Consider the following 16,113-nt stretch of genomic DNA (forward strand, 5'->3'; position numbering starts at 1 on the left):
GCAAAACGCTCAGCTGGGAAACCCCAGCCGAGCGCCTGCATAAACTACTCGCCGTCTAACACAACCGACCACGTGTTGCGACGATCCCCAGAAACCGCCTCGCGCGGGACGGGGCTTCGCGCTGTGTGGGGCGGGGCATACCTCCCGGCAGGACTCAACTCGACGAGCGGGAGGCCGGGATGGCGGAGTGGCGCAAGTCCACCTACAGCACCAACGGGGGCAATTGCGTGGAAGCGGCGACAGACTGGCGCACCTCCTCGTACAGCAACAACGGCGGCCAGTGTGTGGAGGTCGCCACCGATACCCCAGGCACCGTCCCCGTACGCGACTCCAAGAACCCCGCCGGGCCCCATCTCCACCTCACCCCCGCCGCCTTCATCGCCTTCGTGGCGAGTGTGCGAGGCGAAGGGTTCGGGGTGGGCTGAGGACCCGCTGCCCCGGAGGGCCCGGTGCGTCCGGGAGACGGAGGCGGTCCGGAAATGCCGTGGCCCCTCGGACCCGCCTCGGCCATGATCCCCGCGTGACCCCCTACCTCGAATCCGAGCGGCTGGCCCTCCGTCCCTTCGCCGCCGCCGACGCGGACCTGCTGATCGAGCTGGACAGCGACCCGGCGGTGATGCGCTACCTGAGCGGTGGCGCTCCGACCCCGCCGGAGGAGATCCGCGACCTCGTCATCCCCGGCATCCTCGCCGGCTACGAGCGCTGGGACCACGCACTCGGCCTCTTCGCCGCGCACGAGAAGGACGGCGGCGCGTTCATCGGCTGGTTCTGCCTGCGCCCGCTCCGCGACGGGCCGCGCGAGGAAGCCGAACTCGGCTACCGCCTGCGCCGGGCGGCCTGGGGCCGGGGGTACGCCACGGAGGTCTCGCGAGCGCTCCTGGCGAAGGGGTTCGCCCAACTCGGCATCCGCAAGGTCTGGGCCGAGACGATGACCGTGAACCGCTCTTCGCGCAACGTCATGGAAAAGCTCGGGATGACGCTCGTGGAGAGCATCCCCGCGCCGGACGACATGCGGGCGGTCGAGGGTTCCGAGCACGGCGGTGTGCGGTACGAGATCACGAAAGAGCAGTGGGAGCGGCGGCAGGTGTAGGCGGCGCGAGGCGCGGCGCCGGGGGCACGGGGTCATCAGCCCGCGCGTCGCCCGTGCCTCGCGGAACGGCGGCCGCAGCGCCCCGGGAGCACCGCTCCCGGCACCCGGTCGCGCGCGCCCCGTTCGGGCGGTGGAAGCCGCCACCGCCTCCCGCGCGGCCCCGCGGTCGGCCGAATGCGCCCACGCGCTCGGCGGGTTCCCCCGCGCCTGCGGGGCGCACGGGGGCGCCGGAATCGCGCCTGGCACTCCCGCGACCGACCGCATAGCCTGCGCGCGATGACCGACTCAGCGACCCGGGCACCCGGCATCCGCGCCGTCCTGTTCGACTCGGGAGGGGTGCTCATGCGGCCCGTCGGGGGGCGGTGGAACCCGCGCGCCGACTTCGAGGAGACGGTCCTGCGGCACGCGGCACCGGTCCCGGCCGAGCGGTTCGCCGAGGCGATCGCGGCGGGTGAGCGGTTCCTCGGCGAGGCAGCCGGGACGCCTGAGATCGACACGTACCACCGCGTGTTGCTCGACCGGCTCGGGGTCGGGACGACGGGGGAGCTGCTGGCGGAGCTGCGCCGGGAGGTGCCCCCGTCGGCGGTGCTGGAGCTGTATCCGGACGCGCTGCCCACGCTCACGGAGCTGAGACGGCGCGGGGTCCGCCTCGCGGTGGTGTCGGACGCCTGGCCGAACCTGCCCGGCCTCCATGAAGGTCTCGGCATCCGGGGCTACTTCGAGGTCTACGCGATCTCGGCCGTGCTCGGCTGCGAGAAGCCCGATCCGTGCATGTACCGCCACGCGAGCGACAGCCTCGGCCTGGACCCCGCGCACTGCCTCTTCATGGACGACACCCCGGCCCTGGTCACGGCGGCGACGGCGCTGGGGTACGCGGGGCTCTTCCTGGACCGCGAGGGAACACGGGGCGACGTGCCGTCGATCACCTCCCTCACCGACCTCCTCCCCTTCGTCTGACGCGCGCACCCGTCCGCGCCGCGCGGGACGGACCCGACCGGCGTACGGGCTCCACGGACGCGGCGGGCGTCGGTCAGGACCTCGCCGAGCCGCCGCACCCGCCCGTCCCGCGACCGGTCGCCCACGGCATCGGCGCGGTCCCGACGCCGTCCCTCCCGTGCTCCGCCGGGGTGGCGTCGCTCGGGACCCCGGCCGTGGGCGGCGGCGCGCGGACCGGCACACGAGGCGGTCCCGGGGCCCGACCAGCCTGCTCGCCCCCGGTGACGAGGCCGACGAGCCCGTTCGCCCCGAAAGGCGTCCTGACGTGTGAGGACCTACCGTCTTTCTTATGCGCGGCGCCCTCCGTGGCAAAGGCCGCGGGCGCCGCCTCGTAGCAGCCGCGGCCCCGTGGACGGGCCGGTCGCGGATACGACGGCGGAGGCGGGGCATTCGAGGACCGGCGTCCGGAACAGGCCGGACACCAGCACAGGAAAGGCGTCACCACCATGGCGGGACCCATTCTCATCACCGGTGCGGGCAGTGGCTTCGGCAAGGAGGTCGCTCTGCGGCTCGCGGCCGGAGGGCACCGGGTGATCGCGGGCGTGGAGATCATCTCCCAGGTCAGCGCGGTGCGTGCCGAGGCGCGGGAGCGGGGCGTCGACCTGCGGGTCGAGAAGCTCGACGTCACCGACCCCGGCGACCGCGAGAACGCGTGGACCTGGGACGTGGAGGTGCTCCTCAACAACGCGGGCGTCTCCGAAGGCGGCGCCACCGCCGACATCCCGGAGGAACGGCTGCGCCGCCAGTTCGAGGTCAACGTCTTCGGGCCCGTCCTGCTCACGCAGGGCATCGCCCGCCGGATGGCCGCGCGCCGCAGCGGGCGCATCGTCTTCATGTCCTCGGTCGCCGGACTCACCGTCGATCCGTTCACCGGTGCCTACGCCGGTTCGAAGCACGCGGTGGAGGCGTTCGCCGACGCGCTGGACCAGGAGCTGGCCGAGTTCGGCGTCACGGTCGCCACGATCAACCCGGGGCCCTTCCTCACCGGCTTCAACGACACCATGTTCGAGACGTGGAAGGAGTGGCGCGACGACCCCGCCGACCGCCTCTACGACTACGCCGAACTGGCCTTCCCGCACGAGCAGTACGACCCCGAGCCGGTCTTCGAGCGCACGGTGCGGGTCCTGCTCGGCGAGGACCGGCGCTACCGCAACCTGCTGCCCGAGGAGATGGAGCCGCAGGCCCGCGAACAGGTGGACGCCCTGTGGGAGCGGCGGCTCAACGACGGCAACCGTCCCGCCCTCGTGCGGAAGGCGTACGACATCAGCCCGGGCACGCCGGTCCAGGACTGACGTCCCCGCGGTCCCGGGCGGCCCGTCGGCCGTCCTTCCGCGCCTCCGGCCGCATGGCCGGCCCCGCCGCCGGGCGGGGAGCCGCGGCGGCCCCTCCACGACCGTTCAGCCCTCCCCGTGGGGCCTCGGGGAAAACCCCTTGCGGGCGGACGGGGCCGCTGAAAGGTTCCTGCCGTGGACGAGCACGTGATCATGCTGCGCAGGGCCGGTGCGCCGGACGCGCGAGGGGCGGCGGAGGTGTGGTTGCGGTCGTTCGCCGCCGCGTTGCCGGGGGTGCGGCGGGCGCACGCGGACGATGAGGTGCGGGCGTGGTTCGCGTACGTCGTGGTGCCGGAGCTGGAGACGTGGGTCGCGGAGGCGGGCGGCGGGGAGATCGTGGGCGTTCTGGCGCTGTCCGAGGGTGAGTTGGAGCAGCTTTATCTCGCTCCCGAGGTGCGCGGGCAGGGGCTCGGCGACCGCTTCGTGGCGCTCGCCAAGGAGCGCCGGCCGGCCGGGCTCGATCTGTGGACCTTCCAGGTCAACGCGCCCGCACGGCGTTTCTACGAGCGCCACGGTTTCGTCGTGGGCGAACTGACGGACGGGGCCCGCAACGAGGAGAAGGAGCCGGACATGCGGTACGTGTGGCGACCGTGAGCGAGCAACTTCCGCCGGGCGGCGTGGAGATGGACGAGGCGGCGTTCGAGGCGGGCTGGGCCGGGGCCTGGCACCCCGCGCGGGCGGCGGAGCGCCTGCGGGGCCTGTCCGTGCCGTGGTGCGTCGCGGCCGGGTGGGCGCTCGACCTCTTCCGGGGCGGGGAGCCCTCGCGGCCGCACGGGGATCTCGAACTCGCGGTGCCGGAAGCGGGGTTCGCGGAACTCACGGCGCGTTTCCCGGAGTACGTGTGGGACGGCGTCGGGGACGGACGGGTGTATCCCGGCTCGGGCCCGGTCCCCGGCTCGCACCAGACATGGCTGCGCGACCCCGCGACGGACCGCTGGCTCCTCGACGTCTTCCGGGAGCCGCACGACGGCGGTACGTGGATCTGCCGCAGGGACCCGGCGATCCGCCTCCCGTACGCGGAGATCATCGCCCACACGCCGGACGGCATCCCCTACCTCGTGCCGGAGGTGGTGCTGCTCTTCAAGGCGAAGGCGGCGCGGCCGAAGGACGAGGCGGATCTCGCGGGAGTGCTGCCGCTGCTCGGCGCGGAGCGGCGGGAGCGGCTGCGGGGGTGGCTCGAACGGGCGCACCCGGGGAACGCCTGGGGGGAACGGCTGGGCTGAGGCGGGGCGGCGGTGGAACGGGAGCGCAAGGTCAACACGCCGACAGTTGAGCCCCCTTCGGGTGAAAACCGGGCGGGCGGGAGCAAACGGCGGGCGGCCGGGCATTGTCCTGTTAGCACGCTCCATAGCCATTCGATTCCGCTCCGCGTTCACCCGAAGGGACCCCGTGGGACTGTCACGCACGTACGGAAGCCCCCTCACCGAAGGCCCCACCCCCGCCTCCGCGACGAGCGAGGCGCCACCGCTGCCGTATCCGGACGGCTGGGCGGCGCTCGCCTTCTCGGAGGAGCTTCCGGCGGGCAAGGTCCTCACCCGGCCCCTCGCGGGCGAGGACGTCGTCCTCTACCGCCTGCGCTCGGGCGAGTTGCGCGCGATCCGCCCGTACTGCCCCCACCTCGGCGCGCATCTCGGGCTGGCGAAGCTCGACGGCGACGACCTCGTGTGCCCCTTCCACGCCTTCGCCTTCGGCCCGGACGGGAGCTGCGTGCGCACGGGCTACGACACCCCGCCGCCCCGCTCGCCGCTCAGCCGCCGCCCCGTCCTGGAGGCCAACGGCGCGGTCTTCGTCTGGCGCCACCACGCGGGCCGGGAGCCGTACTGGACGGTCCCCGCCTGGCACGAACTGGGCCACCGCCCCGCCCGGTACGCGGCCTGGGAGTTCTCCGGGCACGCCCAGGAGGTCATCGAGAACTCGGTGGACTACGGGCACTTCGCGACGCTGCACGGCTGGAAGAAGGCGGAGGTCCTGGAGCCCCTGACGTACGAGGGGGACACCTTCCGCCTCAGGATGCGCGCCACCGAGTCCGCCCCACTGATCGGTGACTTCACGGTGGACGTGGACGTGCGCGGGTACGGGCTCGCCTGCCTGCACGCCGACATGTACACGCCCCGCATGGGGATGCGCATGTGCACGATGATCCTGCCGACCGCGATCGGCCCGCACCGGATGCAGTTCCGCCAGCGCAACCGGATCGCCTTCTCCGAACCCGCCAAGCTTCCGGCCCCCGTGGCGAAGGCGGTGAGCCGCGCGGCGGCACGCGTCTTCGAGGGCCTGCTCTTCAAGTCGAACATCGAGTTCACGGCGGCGGACTTCCCGATCTGGGACTCGAAGAAGTACGTGCAGCCGCCGAAGCTCGGCCAGGGGGACGGCCCGATCGGCCCCTTCCGCCGCTGGGCCAAGCGCTTCTACCCGCCCGAGCCTGCCTCGGCGGTCGTCGCGGCGCGGGACGCGGAAGCGCGGGAGGGGGCGGGTCGCGTGATGCGGTAGGCGTCCCGTACGCGGAGGTGGAGCAGCGTCCCCGGCGGGATGAGGCCCCCGCACACGCACAGGACGGCGCCGTCGCTCCACAGGCGGGCGGCGAGCGCCACGAGGACGGGCGGAGGCGAGGCGCACGGTACCGGTCCGTCCCCGGCGACGGGCCCGGTCCCGCCACGCTCTCGCGCTCCGCTCCCCGCCCGTCCTGCCGTGCGCAGGCGCTCCGGATGCCGCACCCGCCCCCGCGTGCTCCCCTGGAAGGGGGGTACCCGAGCGCCACAGGACCCCCGGCCTCAGGGAAGGAGCCTTGTCATGGGCGAGCCCGACGAGACCCGCGAGCGGCTCGACGCGATGCGGGAGAAGGCGCGCGAGCTGAGCGACAGCGCGGAGCACGAGAGCGATCCGAAGGAGCGGGAGCGGCTGGCGCAGAAGGCCCGGCACCTGGAGTCGCTGAGCGAGCAGGAGCGGGACATGCGCAGCGGGGACATCTACCCGATCGAGTAGGGGCGCGGGCCCCTGCTGGGGTTTTCCCCACCCCGGTCCGGCGGGCAGCCGCATCGCGCGGGACAGGCCGGGGCGCTTGGCTGGGGTGGTCCGCCACCCGTACCGTCCGAAGGCCCGTTCATGCACCTCCGCGCTCTCGCCCCGCTGCGCCGTCCCGGCGTCCTCGCCGCCCTCTGCGCGGCGCTGCTGCTCGCGTTCTTCGTCGCGCCGAACGCGCTCGCGCGGGACGCCGTCAACACCGGCAACGTGTCCCCCGTCTTCCGGCGCGGTTTCGCCGCGTACTGGGACGCGGGGGACGGTGACCTGCCCGCCGGGCTGCGCGGCACGGTGGACTTCTGGTTCCGGTTCCACGTGGTCAAGGCGGGCGTCTCGGCGCTGCTGCTCGCGGTGGCCGTGGCGCTCGGTGTGGTGCTGTGGCGGCGGCTCAGGGCCCGGGAGGGGCGCCGGGCGCCGCTCGCGCTGTCCGCGACGGGTACGGGGGCACTCGGCCTCTTCGCGCTCGTGGCGCTGATGGCGAACGTGCAGGGCGCGGCGGCGCCCTTCTCCTCGCTCCTGCCGATGCTCGGCGCGGGGGACGCCACGCTCGCCCAGGTCGGTGACCGTCTCGCCGCCGATCCGGGTGGCGCGCACTCCCCCGTCCTCGCCGCCATGATCGGTGACTTCGCGACCTACCACGCGGTCCTCGCGGTCGCGGCATCGCTCGTCGTCCTCGCGGCGGCCACCGCGACCGTGCTCCTGTGGCGTCGTCGCGCCCCGCGTCTCGTCCCGGTGGCGACGGCCGTCCTCACCCTGGCCGCCCTGGTCCTCGCCTTCGCCAACACGACGAGCGCCCTCGACTCCCCGCACGCCCTGGCGGCCTTCGCCTCCGGAAGCTGGTGAGCGGTCCCCGGAGGCCGGTGGCGGGCGCGGTTCCGGCCCGGACGGCGCGCGTCCGGGACCCGGCCACCGGCCACGGACGCGCGGTGGGCTGACCGAGGCCGGCCGGGCCGCTGTCGCTCCATGGCGGCGGGCGCTGGGTGAAGCACGCTTCGGCGCACTCACCGCCGACCCGGCCCGGATCACGCCTCAGGGACCGGTCCGCCCCACCTGGTGAGCCGGTGGGACCGGCGGCCGCCGGGGGATCTGTGTCACGGCCCCTCAGGGGCGTCCCGCGCCCGTTCCCCCGCTCCTGGAGGCCGTGTTGCCCGCTCCCTGCGGTGCCAGGAGCCACCGCGCCGAGGGGCTGGTCAGGGGGCAGACCAGGCGGCGGACCGGGGGTGAGGCGAGGAGGGCCGTGAGCAGGACGCCCGCCAGGAGGAGGGCGATCAGCTCCGGCGTCGTGTCCGCGCGGGCGATCAGGCCCTTCTCGCGCAGCGGCATGATGATCAGGGGGTGCAGGAGGTAGACCGTGAAGCCGCCCGCCCCGAGCGCCGAGATCAGCGGCAGGCGGCGCTTCGGGATCAGGCGCAGCAGGCACAGGATGAGGAACGCCGCCACCGCCAGGACCGCCAGTCGCACGAGCCAGGCGCCCTCCAGGCCCAGCGGGGTGTCCGCCTCGTACGGGTGCCGCATCGACAGCCACGTACCGGGGACGTCGCGGTGCCAGCGCCAGGCCGCGAGGGCCGCGCCGACGACACCGGCGACCGCGACCGGCAGACTCCAGCGGCTCTCCAGCCACTCCCGGCCCGCCCCTTGGCCGAGGCGCCAGCCGAGCCAGAAGAGCGGCAGGTAGACCAGTGTCCGGCTCGCCGAGAACAGGAGCCCGAACTCCTCCACGTACCCGAGCCCGGCCGCCACCGCCGTCGTCACGAGCAGCGGGTGCCGCAACTGCGCCACCAGCGGCAGCAGCAGCCGCCAGCAGAACAGCGACATGAGGAACCACAGCGTCCACGGGAGCTGGGCGAGGTGGAGCGTGAAGGGCCCGCCGAGCGCGTACGACTCCAGCGAGAACAGCAGGCTGAACGTGAGCGCGGGCAGCGCGATGGTGCGCAGCAGGTCGCGCAGGCGGCGGGGGTCGAGCGGGCTCGCGCTGCTGAACACCCCGGCGAGCATGACGAAGGCGGGCACGCGGAAGGCCCACGCGGCGACGTTGAAGGCGTGCAGCGCCTCGTGCCGGCTCATGATGCTGCCGATCGTGTGCAGCACCACGATGAGCGTCGCCGCGACGAAGCGCGTGTTGTCGAACCACGGGTCGCGGGCCTTGGCACGCGCGGGAGGCGGTCCGGGCGCGGGAGCCCCGGCAGGGACAGGCACGGGCGCGGGGGAGTCGGGTACGGGCGCGGGAGCCGACCCGGCGGCGGGGTCCGCCGTGGGGGCGGGTGCGGCGCGGCCCGGTGCGGCGCTCTTCATCGTGGCGGTCTCCTGCGGCCCGGGGTGGCGGCGGGGTGCGGCCACCGGAAGGGGACACCTTGCCGACGGCCGGGGAGCGCCCGGTGAGGAGTGGCGGGGGTACGAGTGAACTTCCGGTGTCCGCGCGGGGGTTCCCTCAGGTCGTGATGTCCTTCGTCCCGAGCCGCGCCCACGCCAGCGAGCCGAAGACGGCCACGTAGACGGCCTGGAGGCCCAGATTCTTCACGACGTCGTCCCACAGCAGCGGGTCGCGGACGAGGTCGGCGAAGGCGAGCCAGTGGTGCGAGAAGAAGTACGGCTGGAGCGCGGAGAGTTGCGGGATCACGTCGAGGATCTGGACCGTGATGACGAGCCCGACCGTCGTGGCCATCGCCGCGATGCCGCTGTTCGTCAGCGTCGAGACGAACAGGCCGAGTGCCGCGAGGCCGAGCAGCGAGGCCGCCACGACGAGCGCGATGAGCAGCGCGCGTCCCACCCCCTCACCGAAACCGATGCGCGTGCCGGAGATCGTCGTGAGGTCACCGGCCGGGAAGAGCGCGAGCCCGGTGAGGAGCGCGGCGAGCGTCACGACGGCGGTCGCCGCCGCGCAGAACACGGCGACGGCACCGTACTTCGTGAGGAGGAGCCGCGTCCGTCCGGCGGGCGCGACGAGCAGGTACCGCAGGGTCCCCGCGCCCGCCTCGCCCGCGATCGCGTCGCCCGCGACGACCCCGACCGCCATCGGCAGGAAGACGGGCAGGGTCGCGGCGAGCGCGGTGAAGACCAGGAAGAGGCCGTTGTTGGTGATCTGCGAGGCGAACGCCGGTCCGCCCCCGCCGTGGGCGTCCAGTCCGCCCCCGCCGCCCGTCTCGATGCGCACGGCGATCCCGATGAGCACGGGGATCGCGGCGAGCACCCCGAGCAGGGCGAGCGTGCGCCCCCGCCGGAAGGTCGTCCGCACCTCGTCGGCGAGCAGCCCGGCGCCGGGGAGGGACCAGGCGCGGGAGGCGGCGGCGGGCGCCCCGGCGACGGAGCGGGGCGCCGTACCGGACGCGGCACGGGGCGCGCCGCCCGGCCCGGCGGCCGGGCTCCCCGCTCCCGCGCCGTCCCGGCCCCCGGTGGTCTCCGCGCTCCCCCGGCCCCCGGTGGTCCGCTCGCTTCCCCGGTCCCCGGTGGCCGTCGGCCGTTCAGCGTCCGCCATCGAAGCCCTCGCCCGTCAGTTCCACGAACCTCTCCTCCAGGGTCATCGCGTCCGTTCCGAAAGCCCGCACCCGCACTCCCGCGCCGACCAGCGCCGCGTTGAGCGCGGCCGGGTCGAGCCCGGCGGGCGGCTCGCCGCTCAGCCGCCCGGGCCCGTCGGCGCGTACGTCCGCGAGGCCGTGCGCCGTCAGGACCCGTACCGCCTCCGCCGTGTCCGGCGTCGTCACCGTGACGCGGGCCGCGCGCGCCGCGAGGAGGTCCGCGACCGTGCCCTGGGCGCGCAGGCGGCCCGCCGCCATGACGGCGACGTGGTCGCAGACCTGCTCGATCTCGTCCAGCAGGTGCGAGGAGAGGAAGACCGTCGTGCCCTCGGCGGCGAGCGAGCGGACGAGGGCCCGGATCTCGCGCATCCCCTGCGGGTCGAGGCCGTTGGTCGGCTCGTCGAGAACGAGGAGGCGGCGGGGGCGCAGCAGCGCGGCGGCGAGGCCGAGGCGCTGCTTCATGCCGAGCGAGTACGTACGGGCCTTGCGGTGCGCGGCGGGGGCGAGCCCGACGCGGTCCAGGGCCTCGGTGACGCGACGCTCGCGGTCGGCGCGGGAGGCGGTGGGGTCGGCGGCGTCGAGGCGGCGCAGGTTGTCGCGGCCCGAGAGGAAGCCGTAGAGGGCGGGGCCCTCGATGAGCGCGCCGACGTGCGGCAGCACGTGCCGCTCGGCGCCCGGCATCGCGCCGCCGAGCACGCGCGCGCGGCCCGCGCTCGGCGAGACGAGCCCGAGGAGCATCCGGATCGTCGTCGTCTTCCCCGAGCCGTTGGGCCCGAGGAAGCCGAAGACGCTGCCCTCGGGCACCCGCAGGTCGAGACCGTCCACGGCGAGGCGGTCGCCCGGGTACCGCTTGGTCAGCCCCTCCGTCTCGATGACGAGGGGGGCGCCGGGGCCGAGCGGCGCGCGGGCGGGGCCCACCGCCGGAGCGGCGGCGACCGCCCCGGCCCCGTCCGCCGTATCGGCCGCGTCCGACGTCCCGGCCGCGCTCGCCGTGTCGGCCGCGCTCGCCGCCCCGGCCCCGTCCGCCGCTCCGGTCTCCGCCGCTTCCGTCGGTCGTGCGCTCACTTCTCCGACTCTGCCGCCTTCACGAGGGTGTCCTTCGTCACCGCGCCCGCGTAGACGTGGCCGTCCTCCGTGAGGAGGACGTTGACGAGGCGCGTGGAGAAGAGGCGGCCGGTGCCGAAGGAGCCCTTGACCTCCTTGGCGAAGCTGTCCAGGAGCTGCCCCGCCTGGCCGCCGCCCGCCTTCGGCGCGGCGAGGCCGCCCGCCCCGGCGGGGAGGTCCAGGCGCGCGACGGTGGTCCAGCCCTCGCCGTACGTACGGGACCCGGCGAGCGCGTCCTTGAGGGCGTCCGGGCCGGGCGCGGCCTGCCGCTCGGCGCGCGGCTGCTTCTTCGGCTCGGTGATCTCGGTGCCCTTGGGCGGGGTGAAGGAGAAGGTCTTCGCCTCGGGGGCGGTGAAGCTGACCTTCGTGAACCCGGCCTCGATCACCGGCTTTCCGCCCTCGCGCGCGGTGAGCGTGGCCCGCAGCGGGGTCCCGGTCTTCGCGTCGACCAGGATGCGTACCGCCTCGACCGTCGAGCCGGACTGCTTCGGCGCGATGACGAGCTGGTAGGCGTCCCGGCCCGCGACGTGCGCGGTGCCGTCCGCGCGGACCGAGGTGTGTGCCCGGGCCGCCGCCTTGAGGGCCTGGTCGGCGAGCTCCTGCGGCGTGAGGGCCGTGTACGGGGACCGCTCCCCGTGCTGCCGCCCCCGCGGGACGTCGAGGCGGACGGCCTTGTCGCTCGCGCTGTCGTAGGCCCAGGCGCGCGCGCCGTCGCGGATGACGCTGTACTCGGCCGCGTCCTCCAGGATCGAGAGGCGCTGGCGCTCGGGGCCGTCGGCAGCCAGGCGCAGCGTGTGCGTGCCGCTCGCCAGCTCGGTCAGCTTGGCCCGCGGGTCGGGGTCGTCGCCGCCGCTGCCCTTCGCGGCCCCGCCGAGGCCGCCGAGGGCCGCGCTGTCGAGGCCGGGCAGGCCCAGGTCCGTACTGACGCGCACCGTGCCGGAGAAGTGCTCCTCGTGGGCGCCCGCGAGCTTCGCCACGAGCTGGTGCGCCGTCAGCTCGGGCAGGTCGGGGTCGCCGCTGTCCGCGAGGGCGGGCACGAGGCCCACCGTGAGCGCGGTCACGCCCACCACCGCCGCCGGGACCGCGTACCGGGCCGCCTTGCGGCGCGCCGCCCCGTACCGGGTGTCCGCCGGGCGCTCGTCCTCCGGCCGCCTGTCTTCCGCGTGTGCCGTCATCCCTGCCACCTCCGTCGCCATTCTCCCCCCGAGGGGGTGCCCGCAGGAGCGGTCGGTATCCATCACACCAGAGCGAGGGCGGCAGGGCGTCAGTCCTGGGGACCGAAGCGGCGTACCCCTCTGGGATGACGGGCTCGGGGTCGTCCCCTACGACGTGGGGTGGAGCGGGTCATCCCACGCGGTGGACGACCGCGTCGCAGAGGTCGGCCAGGGAGGTGCGGGCCGGGGTGTCGGGGAGGGCCTGGAGGGTGGCGCGGGCGTCGTGGGCGTAGCGGGCCGCGTCCTCGCTGGCCTGGGCGAGCGCGGGGTGGGCGCGCATGAGGGCCACCGCCTCGGCGAGCTTCGCGTCCTCGGTGAGGTCGCCGCGCAGGAGCGTGTCGAGTGCGACGTCCTCCGCCAGACCGAGCCGCGCGACGCGCTCCCGCAGCCGCAGCACGGGCAGCGTCGCGATGCCCTCGCGCAGGTCGGTGCCGGGCGTCTTGCCGGACTCGTAGCTGTCCGAGGCGATGTCGAGCACGTCGTCGGCGAGCTGGAAGGCGACGCCGAGCCGCTCCCCGTACTGCGCCAGGACCTCCACGACCTCGCTGCCCGCGCCGGACATCATCGCGCCGTACCGCGTCGCGACGGCGACGAGGGAGCCGGTCTTGCCGCTGAGCACGTCGAGGTAGTGGTCGACCGGGTCGCGGCCGTCCTGCGGCCCCGCGGTCTCCAGGATCTGGCCCGTGACGAGCCGCTCGAACGCCTCGGCCTGGATGCGTACCGCCTCGGGGCCGAGACCCGCGAGGATCTGCGAGGCCCGCGAGAAGAGGAAGTCGCCCGTGAGGACGGCGACGGAGTTGTCCCAGCGGGCGTTGGCGCTCTCCACGCCGCGCCGCACGGCCGCCTCGTCCATCACGTCGTCGTGGTACAGGGTCGCGAGATGGGTCAGCTCCACGACGACCGCCGAGGGGACGATGCCCGGGGCCTCCGGGTCGCCGAACTGCGCCGCGAGCATCACCAGGAGCGGCCGGAACCGCTTGCCCCCGGCGAGGACGAGGTGCTGGGCCGCCTCGGTGATGAAGGGCACCCCGCTCTTGGTCGCGTCCAGCAAGCCTTCCTCGACAGCCGTCAACCCGGCCTGGACATCGGCTTCGAGAGCCTGGTCCCGCACGCTCAGCCCAAAGGGCCCGACGACGGTCACGAAGGGTTCTCCTGTCTGCTGACGATCACACGGTGTGTCGATGTGTCGCTGCTGCCTCTCAAGGCAGCGTATCCGGTCCCCTTTCGATCACGGAGAGCGCCTGCCCGACCAGCACAGGCGGTATGCGACCGACGCCGGTATGTTCGTGATCAACTCATATGAGCCGAAAGCGTTCCGTACCCACGCGGACCCCCGCGGATCGCCCGGGCTTCCCGCGCGGGACGGCTGTCGAGCCTATCCGCCCGCGGCCCCCTCCCGTCCGTACCCCCGTACGGGTCCCCCACCCCCCGCCCGGGTGAGCCCGGGACCCCCGCCCACCTCACGCCCCGTACAGCCGCTCAAGGACCACCGCGACCCCGTCCTCGGTGTTGAGAAGCGTCACCTCGTCGGCGACCGCGAGCAGCTCCGCGTGCGCGTTCGCCATCGCGACGCCGTGCCGCGCCCAGCCGAACATGGGGATGTCGTTCGGCATGTCGCCGAAGGCGATCGTGTCGGCACCCGTGCGCCCGAGCAGCTCCGCGGCCCGTTCGAGCCCGTACGCCTTCGAGAGCCCCGGCGGCTGGAGCTCGACGGCCCCGGGACCGGCCATCACGACGTTCACGAGGTCCCCGACGACCGCCCGCGCGACCTCCGCGAGCGCGTCCTCGGTGAGCCCCTCCGCCATCAGGAGCACCTTGCAGATCGGCCGCGACCACAACTCGGCGCGGCGCCGCACCCGCAGGGAGGGCAATGTGGGCGGCGGGGTGACGAAGCCGGGCTCCATGAGCATGAGACCGTCGCTGCCGTCCTGGTTGACGCCCGCGTACACCTGCCCCAGCTCCGCCTCGATCTTGCCGAGCGCCGTCTCGGCCAGCTCGCGCTCCATGCGCACGGAGTGCACGAGGCGCCCCGAGTCCGCGTCGTAGATCTGCGCGCCCTGGGCGCACACGGCGAGCCCCCGGTAGCCGATCGCGTGCAGGAGGGCGTGGGTCTGGGGGGCGGGACGGCCCGTCACGACGATGTGCCGGGCGCCCGCGCGACCGGCCCGCGCGAGCGCGGCTCTCGTGCGCGCGGTGACCGTGTCCCGCTGGTCCCGCAGGAGGGTGCCGTCCAGATCGGTGGCGACGAGGGAGTAGGGGGACGCTGCGGCCATGCGGCACAGGATAGGGACGGGACGGGGGTGACGGGAGAAGCGTGCCGAATGTGACGGGGGCATGAGCACCTCCCGCCGAGCGGCGCGGTGTCCCGCAGGAGCCGGACCCGGACCGACCCGGTGCGCGGCGTGCGGGGGCGGGGTCGGGCGGCGGGGACGCGTACACCGTGCCACGGACGAAGCGCGGCAGAGTGCGTACGGGGCCGCCGCCGGAAGCCCTGTGCCGTACGGGCCGGGGCGCGCGGAGCGGAGTCCCGCGACGGGGCGGAGGGCGCGGCGCCCCGTGCCCGGCCTCGCGCCGAGGAAGCCGGAACGCCCCGGCGGCGGCGCGGCACACCGTCGCCACGCGACGTGACCGCCCCCGTACGGCCGTCCGGTCCCCCGCATTCTCACGCCGACTTCTTCGCCCTTCCGGGTGACACCCTCAACACCCCCTGCCGCACCGGCCGTCACCCTTCCCCGGCAGCGCGCACGGCCACCACGCGCCGAGCGGCCGAGGACCGGCGCTCGCCGAACTCGCGGGCCCCGGCGGGCTACGCCGCTTCGACGGCCCTCGCGAAGCGCCCGGCGAGGGCCGCGACGCCCGCGCACACCTCGTCACCGCCCCCGGCCCGGAAGCCGCACGGCACCCGGTGAGCCGTTCCCCCGCGTACACGGCGGGGTTGCGCCTGCTTCCGGCGAGCGGGGCCTGGAAGAGAGCGGCCCGCACCGGGGCCGGGGCGGCGGGGGCCCGGCAGGCGGCTGCTCGCCGGGGCGGCGGCAGCGGGACGTTTTCGGGCCGTCGCCGTACACGCGGCGGTCGATTGTCCGAGTCTCCTTCTACGGTGGGGCTCCCGGTCACTCGGGCCGGTCATCCGGAAGGGGAACGGGCGTGGACGTGGTGCTTGTCGGTGGGCTGTGGCTCGATGGTTCGGCGTGGGAGCGGGTGGTGCCGGAGCTGGCGGCGCTCGGGCACCGGCCGGTACCCGTGACACTGCCGGGGCAGGGGGACGGCAACGGCGCGGCCACGCTCGACGACCAGCTCGACTCCGTCCTCGCCGCCATGGACGCGGCGGAGGGGAAGGTCCTCGTCGTGGGGCACTCCGCCGCCTGCGGCCTCGCCTGGCTCGCCGCCGACCGGCGGCCCGAGCGGGTCGCGAAGCTCGCGCTGATCGGTGGGATGCCGGTCGCCGACGGCGAGCCGTACGCGGACTTCTTCGCGGTGCGGGACGGAGCGATGCCCTTCCCGGGCTGGGAACCCTTCGCCGGGCCCGAGTCCGACGACCTCGGCGTGGAGGGCCGCCGCGCGCTCGCCGCCGCCGCGGTCCCCGTCCCGGAGGGCGTCGCGCGCGGCACGGTCCGCCTCACGGACGTCCGCCGCTACGACATCCCCGTGCTCGTGGTCTGCCCCGAGTTCTCCCCGGCCCAGGCCCGCGAGTGGATCGCGGCCGGTGACGTCCCCGAACTCCCCTTGGCCAAGCACCTCGACTACGCCGACATCGACGCGGGCCACTGGCCGATGTTCACCCAGCCCGCCGCCCTGGCCCGCGTACTGGCCGAGGCGGCGGACACGGCGGGCTGAGGGGGGCGGAGGGG

At 74.8% G+C, this 16,113-nt stretch carries 16 protein-coding genes; 10 read left to right on the forward strand and 6 right to left on the reverse strand.

From position 1 onward, the window contains the following. The first annotated feature begins 179 nt into the window (after positions 1 to 179). The 9 genes from IF99_RS0117335 to IF99_RS0117375 all read left to right on the forward strand — a co-directional run bounded on the left by IF99_RS0117335 (position 180) and on the right by IF99_RS0117375 (position 7,278). The gene (locus IF99_RS0117335) at positions 180 to 425 is read left to right on the forward strand and encodes a DUF397 domain-containing protein (protein ID WP_030997426.1); all 246 of its coding nucleotides are present in this window, start codon (positions 180 to 182) and stop codon (positions 423 to 425) included. 95 nt (positions 426 to 520) lie between these two features. Then, positions 521 to 1,090 carry a GNAT family N-acetyltransferase gene (locus IF99_RS0117340; RefSeq protein ID WP_030997427.1) on the forward strand — a complete coding sequence of 190 codons (570 nt, stop codon included), beginning with the start codon at positions 521 to 523 and terminating at the stop codon, positions 1,088 to 1,090. A gap of 276 nt (positions 1,091 to 1,366) precedes the next feature. After that, complete coding sequence (locus IF99_RS0117345) at positions 1,367 to 2,047, forward strand: HAD family hydrolase (protein ID WP_030997428.1); 681 nt, start codon at positions 1,367 to 1,369, stop codon at positions 2,045 to 2,047. 485 nt (positions 2,048 to 2,532) lie between these two features. Further along, positions 2,533 to 3,378, forward strand: coding sequence for an SDR family oxidoreductase (locus IF99_RS0117350; RefSeq protein ID WP_030997430.1), 846 nt, complete (start codon positions 2,533 to 2,535; stop codon positions 3,376 to 3,378). 174 nt (positions 3,379 to 3,552) lie between these two features. After that, the gene (locus IF99_RS0117355; RefSeq protein ID WP_030997431.1) at positions 3,553 to 4,011 is read left to right on the forward strand and encodes a GNAT family N-acetyltransferase; all 459 of its coding nucleotides are present in this window, start codon (positions 3,553 to 3,555) and stop codon (positions 4,009 to 4,011) included. Next, positions 3,999 to 4,640 (forward strand): hypothetical protein, encoded by a 642-nt coding sequence (locus IF99_RS0117360; RefSeq protein ID WP_037827089.1) that lies wholly within the window; start codon positions 3,999 to 4,001, stop codon positions 4,638 to 4,640. The genes IF99_RS0117355 and IF99_RS0117360 overlap by 13 nt, the downstream gene beginning before the upstream one ends. 166 nt (positions 4,641 to 4,806) lie before the next feature. Further along, positions 4,807 to 5,907, forward strand: a complete 1,101-nt coding sequence (locus IF99_RS0117365) for a Rieske 2Fe-2S domain-containing protein (RefSeq protein ID WP_030997433.1) — start codon at positions 4,807 to 4,809, stop codon at positions 5,905 to 5,907. Positions 5,908 to 6,207: 300 nt separating this feature from the next. Then, positions 6,208 to 6,399 (forward strand): DUF6381 family protein, encoded by a 192-nt coding sequence (locus tag IF99_RS0117370; protein WP_030997434.1) that lies wholly within the window; start codon positions 6,208 to 6,210, stop codon positions 6,397 to 6,399. A 120-nt stretch (positions 6,400 to 6,519) separates the two neighbouring features. Then, positions 6,520 to 7,278, forward strand: a complete 759-nt coding sequence (locus IF99_RS0117375; protein WP_030997435.1) for a hypothetical protein — start codon at positions 6,520 to 6,522, stop codon at positions 7,276 to 7,278. Positions 7,279 to 7,536: 258 nt separating this feature from the next. On the opposite strand, the gene IF99_RS30855 is transcribed toward IF99_RS0117375, so the two are convergent. The 6 genes from IF99_RS30855 to IF99_RS0117410 form a co-directional block, all read right to left on the reverse strand. Continuing rightward, on the reverse strand, positions 7,537 to 8,772 hold the full coding sequence (locus IF99_RS30855) for an acyltransferase family protein (RefSeq protein ID WP_234340728.1): 1,236 nt from the start codon (positions 8,770 to 8,772) through the stop codon (positions 7,537 to 7,539). 91 nt (positions 8,773 to 8,863) lie between these two features. Beyond that, positions 8,864 to 9,907, reverse strand: a complete 1,044-nt coding sequence (locus tag IF99_RS0117390) for an ABC transporter permease (protein ID WP_030997437.1) — start codon at positions 9,905 to 9,907, stop codon at positions 8,864 to 8,866. After that, a complete protein-coding gene (locus IF99_RS0117395; RefSeq protein ID WP_051703543.1) occupies positions 9,894 to 10,865 on the reverse strand; it encodes an ABC transporter ATP-binding protein in 972 nt (323 codons plus the stop codon). The genes IF99_RS0117390 and IF99_RS0117395 overlap by 14 nt, the downstream gene beginning before the upstream one ends. A gap of 143 nt (positions 10,866 to 11,008) precedes the next feature. Next, positions 11,009 to 12,247, reverse strand: coding sequence for a LolA family protein (locus IF99_RS0117400; RefSeq protein ID WP_030997439.1), 1,239 nt, complete (start codon positions 12,245 to 12,247; stop codon positions 11,009 to 11,011). A 148-nt stretch (positions 12,248 to 12,395) separates the two neighbouring features. After that, the gene (locus IF99_RS0117405) at positions 12,396 to 13,406 is read right to left on the reverse strand and encodes a polyprenyl synthetase family protein (protein ID WP_030997440.1); all 1,011 of its coding nucleotides are present in this window, start codon (positions 13,404 to 13,406) and stop codon (positions 12,396 to 12,398) included. Between the two features lie 319 nt (positions 13,407 to 13,725). Beyond that, positions 13,726 to 14,538 (reverse strand): HAD family hydrolase, encoded by an 813-nt coding sequence (locus tag IF99_RS0117410; protein WP_030997441.1) that lies wholly within the window; start codon positions 14,536 to 14,538, stop codon positions 13,726 to 13,728. 871 nt (positions 14,539 to 15,409) lie between these two features. On the opposite strand from IF99_RS0117410, the gene IF99_RS0117420 reads away from it, so the two are divergent. Further along, on the forward strand, positions 15,410 to 16,099 hold the full coding sequence (locus IF99_RS0117420) for an alpha/beta fold hydrolase (protein WP_030997442.1): 690 nt from the start codon (positions 15,410 to 15,412) through the stop codon (positions 16,097 to 16,099). Positions 16,100 to 16,113 lie beyond the last annotated feature (14 nt).

The organism is Streptomyces sp. NRRL F-5630, from assembly GCF_000719475.1.
Lineage (GTDB): Bacteria > Actinomycetota > Actinomycetes > Streptomycetales > Streptomycetaceae > Streptomyces.

Bases quoted from the DNA above. Each gene is read 5' to 3' on its own strand.
- IF99_RS0117400 (WP_030997439.1), bottom strand. From the start codon at position 12,247: ATGGCGACGGAGGTGGCAGGGATGACGGCACACGCGGAAGACAGGCGG.
- IF99_RS0117350 (WP_030997430.1), top strand. From the start codon at position 2,533: ATGGCGGGACCCATTCTCATCACCGGTGCGGGCAGTGGCTTCGGCAAG.
- IF99_RS0117390 (WP_030997437.1), bottom strand. From the start codon at position 9,907: ATGGCGGACGCTGAACGGCCGACGGCCACCGGGGACCGGGGAAGCGAG.
- IF99_RS0117410 (WP_030997441.1), bottom strand. From the start codon at position 14,538: ATGGCCGCAGCGTCCCCCTACTCCCTCGTCGCCACCGATCTGGACGGC.
- IF99_RS0117345 (WP_030997428.1), top strand. From the start codon at position 1,367: ATGACCGACTCAGCGACCCGGGCACCCGGCATCCGCGCCGTCCTGTTC.
- IF99_RS0117335 (WP_030997426.1), top strand. From the start codon at position 180: ATGGCGGAGTGGCGCAAGTCCACCTACAGCACCAACGGGGGCAATTGC.
- IF99_RS0117375 (WP_030997435.1), top strand. From the start codon at position 6,520: ATGCACCTCCGCGCTCTCGCCCCGCTGCGCCGTCCCGGCGTCCTCGCC.
- IF99_RS0117370 (WP_030997434.1), top strand. From the start codon at position 6,208: ATGGGCGAGCCCGACGAGACCCGCGAGCGGCTCGACGCGATGCGGGAG.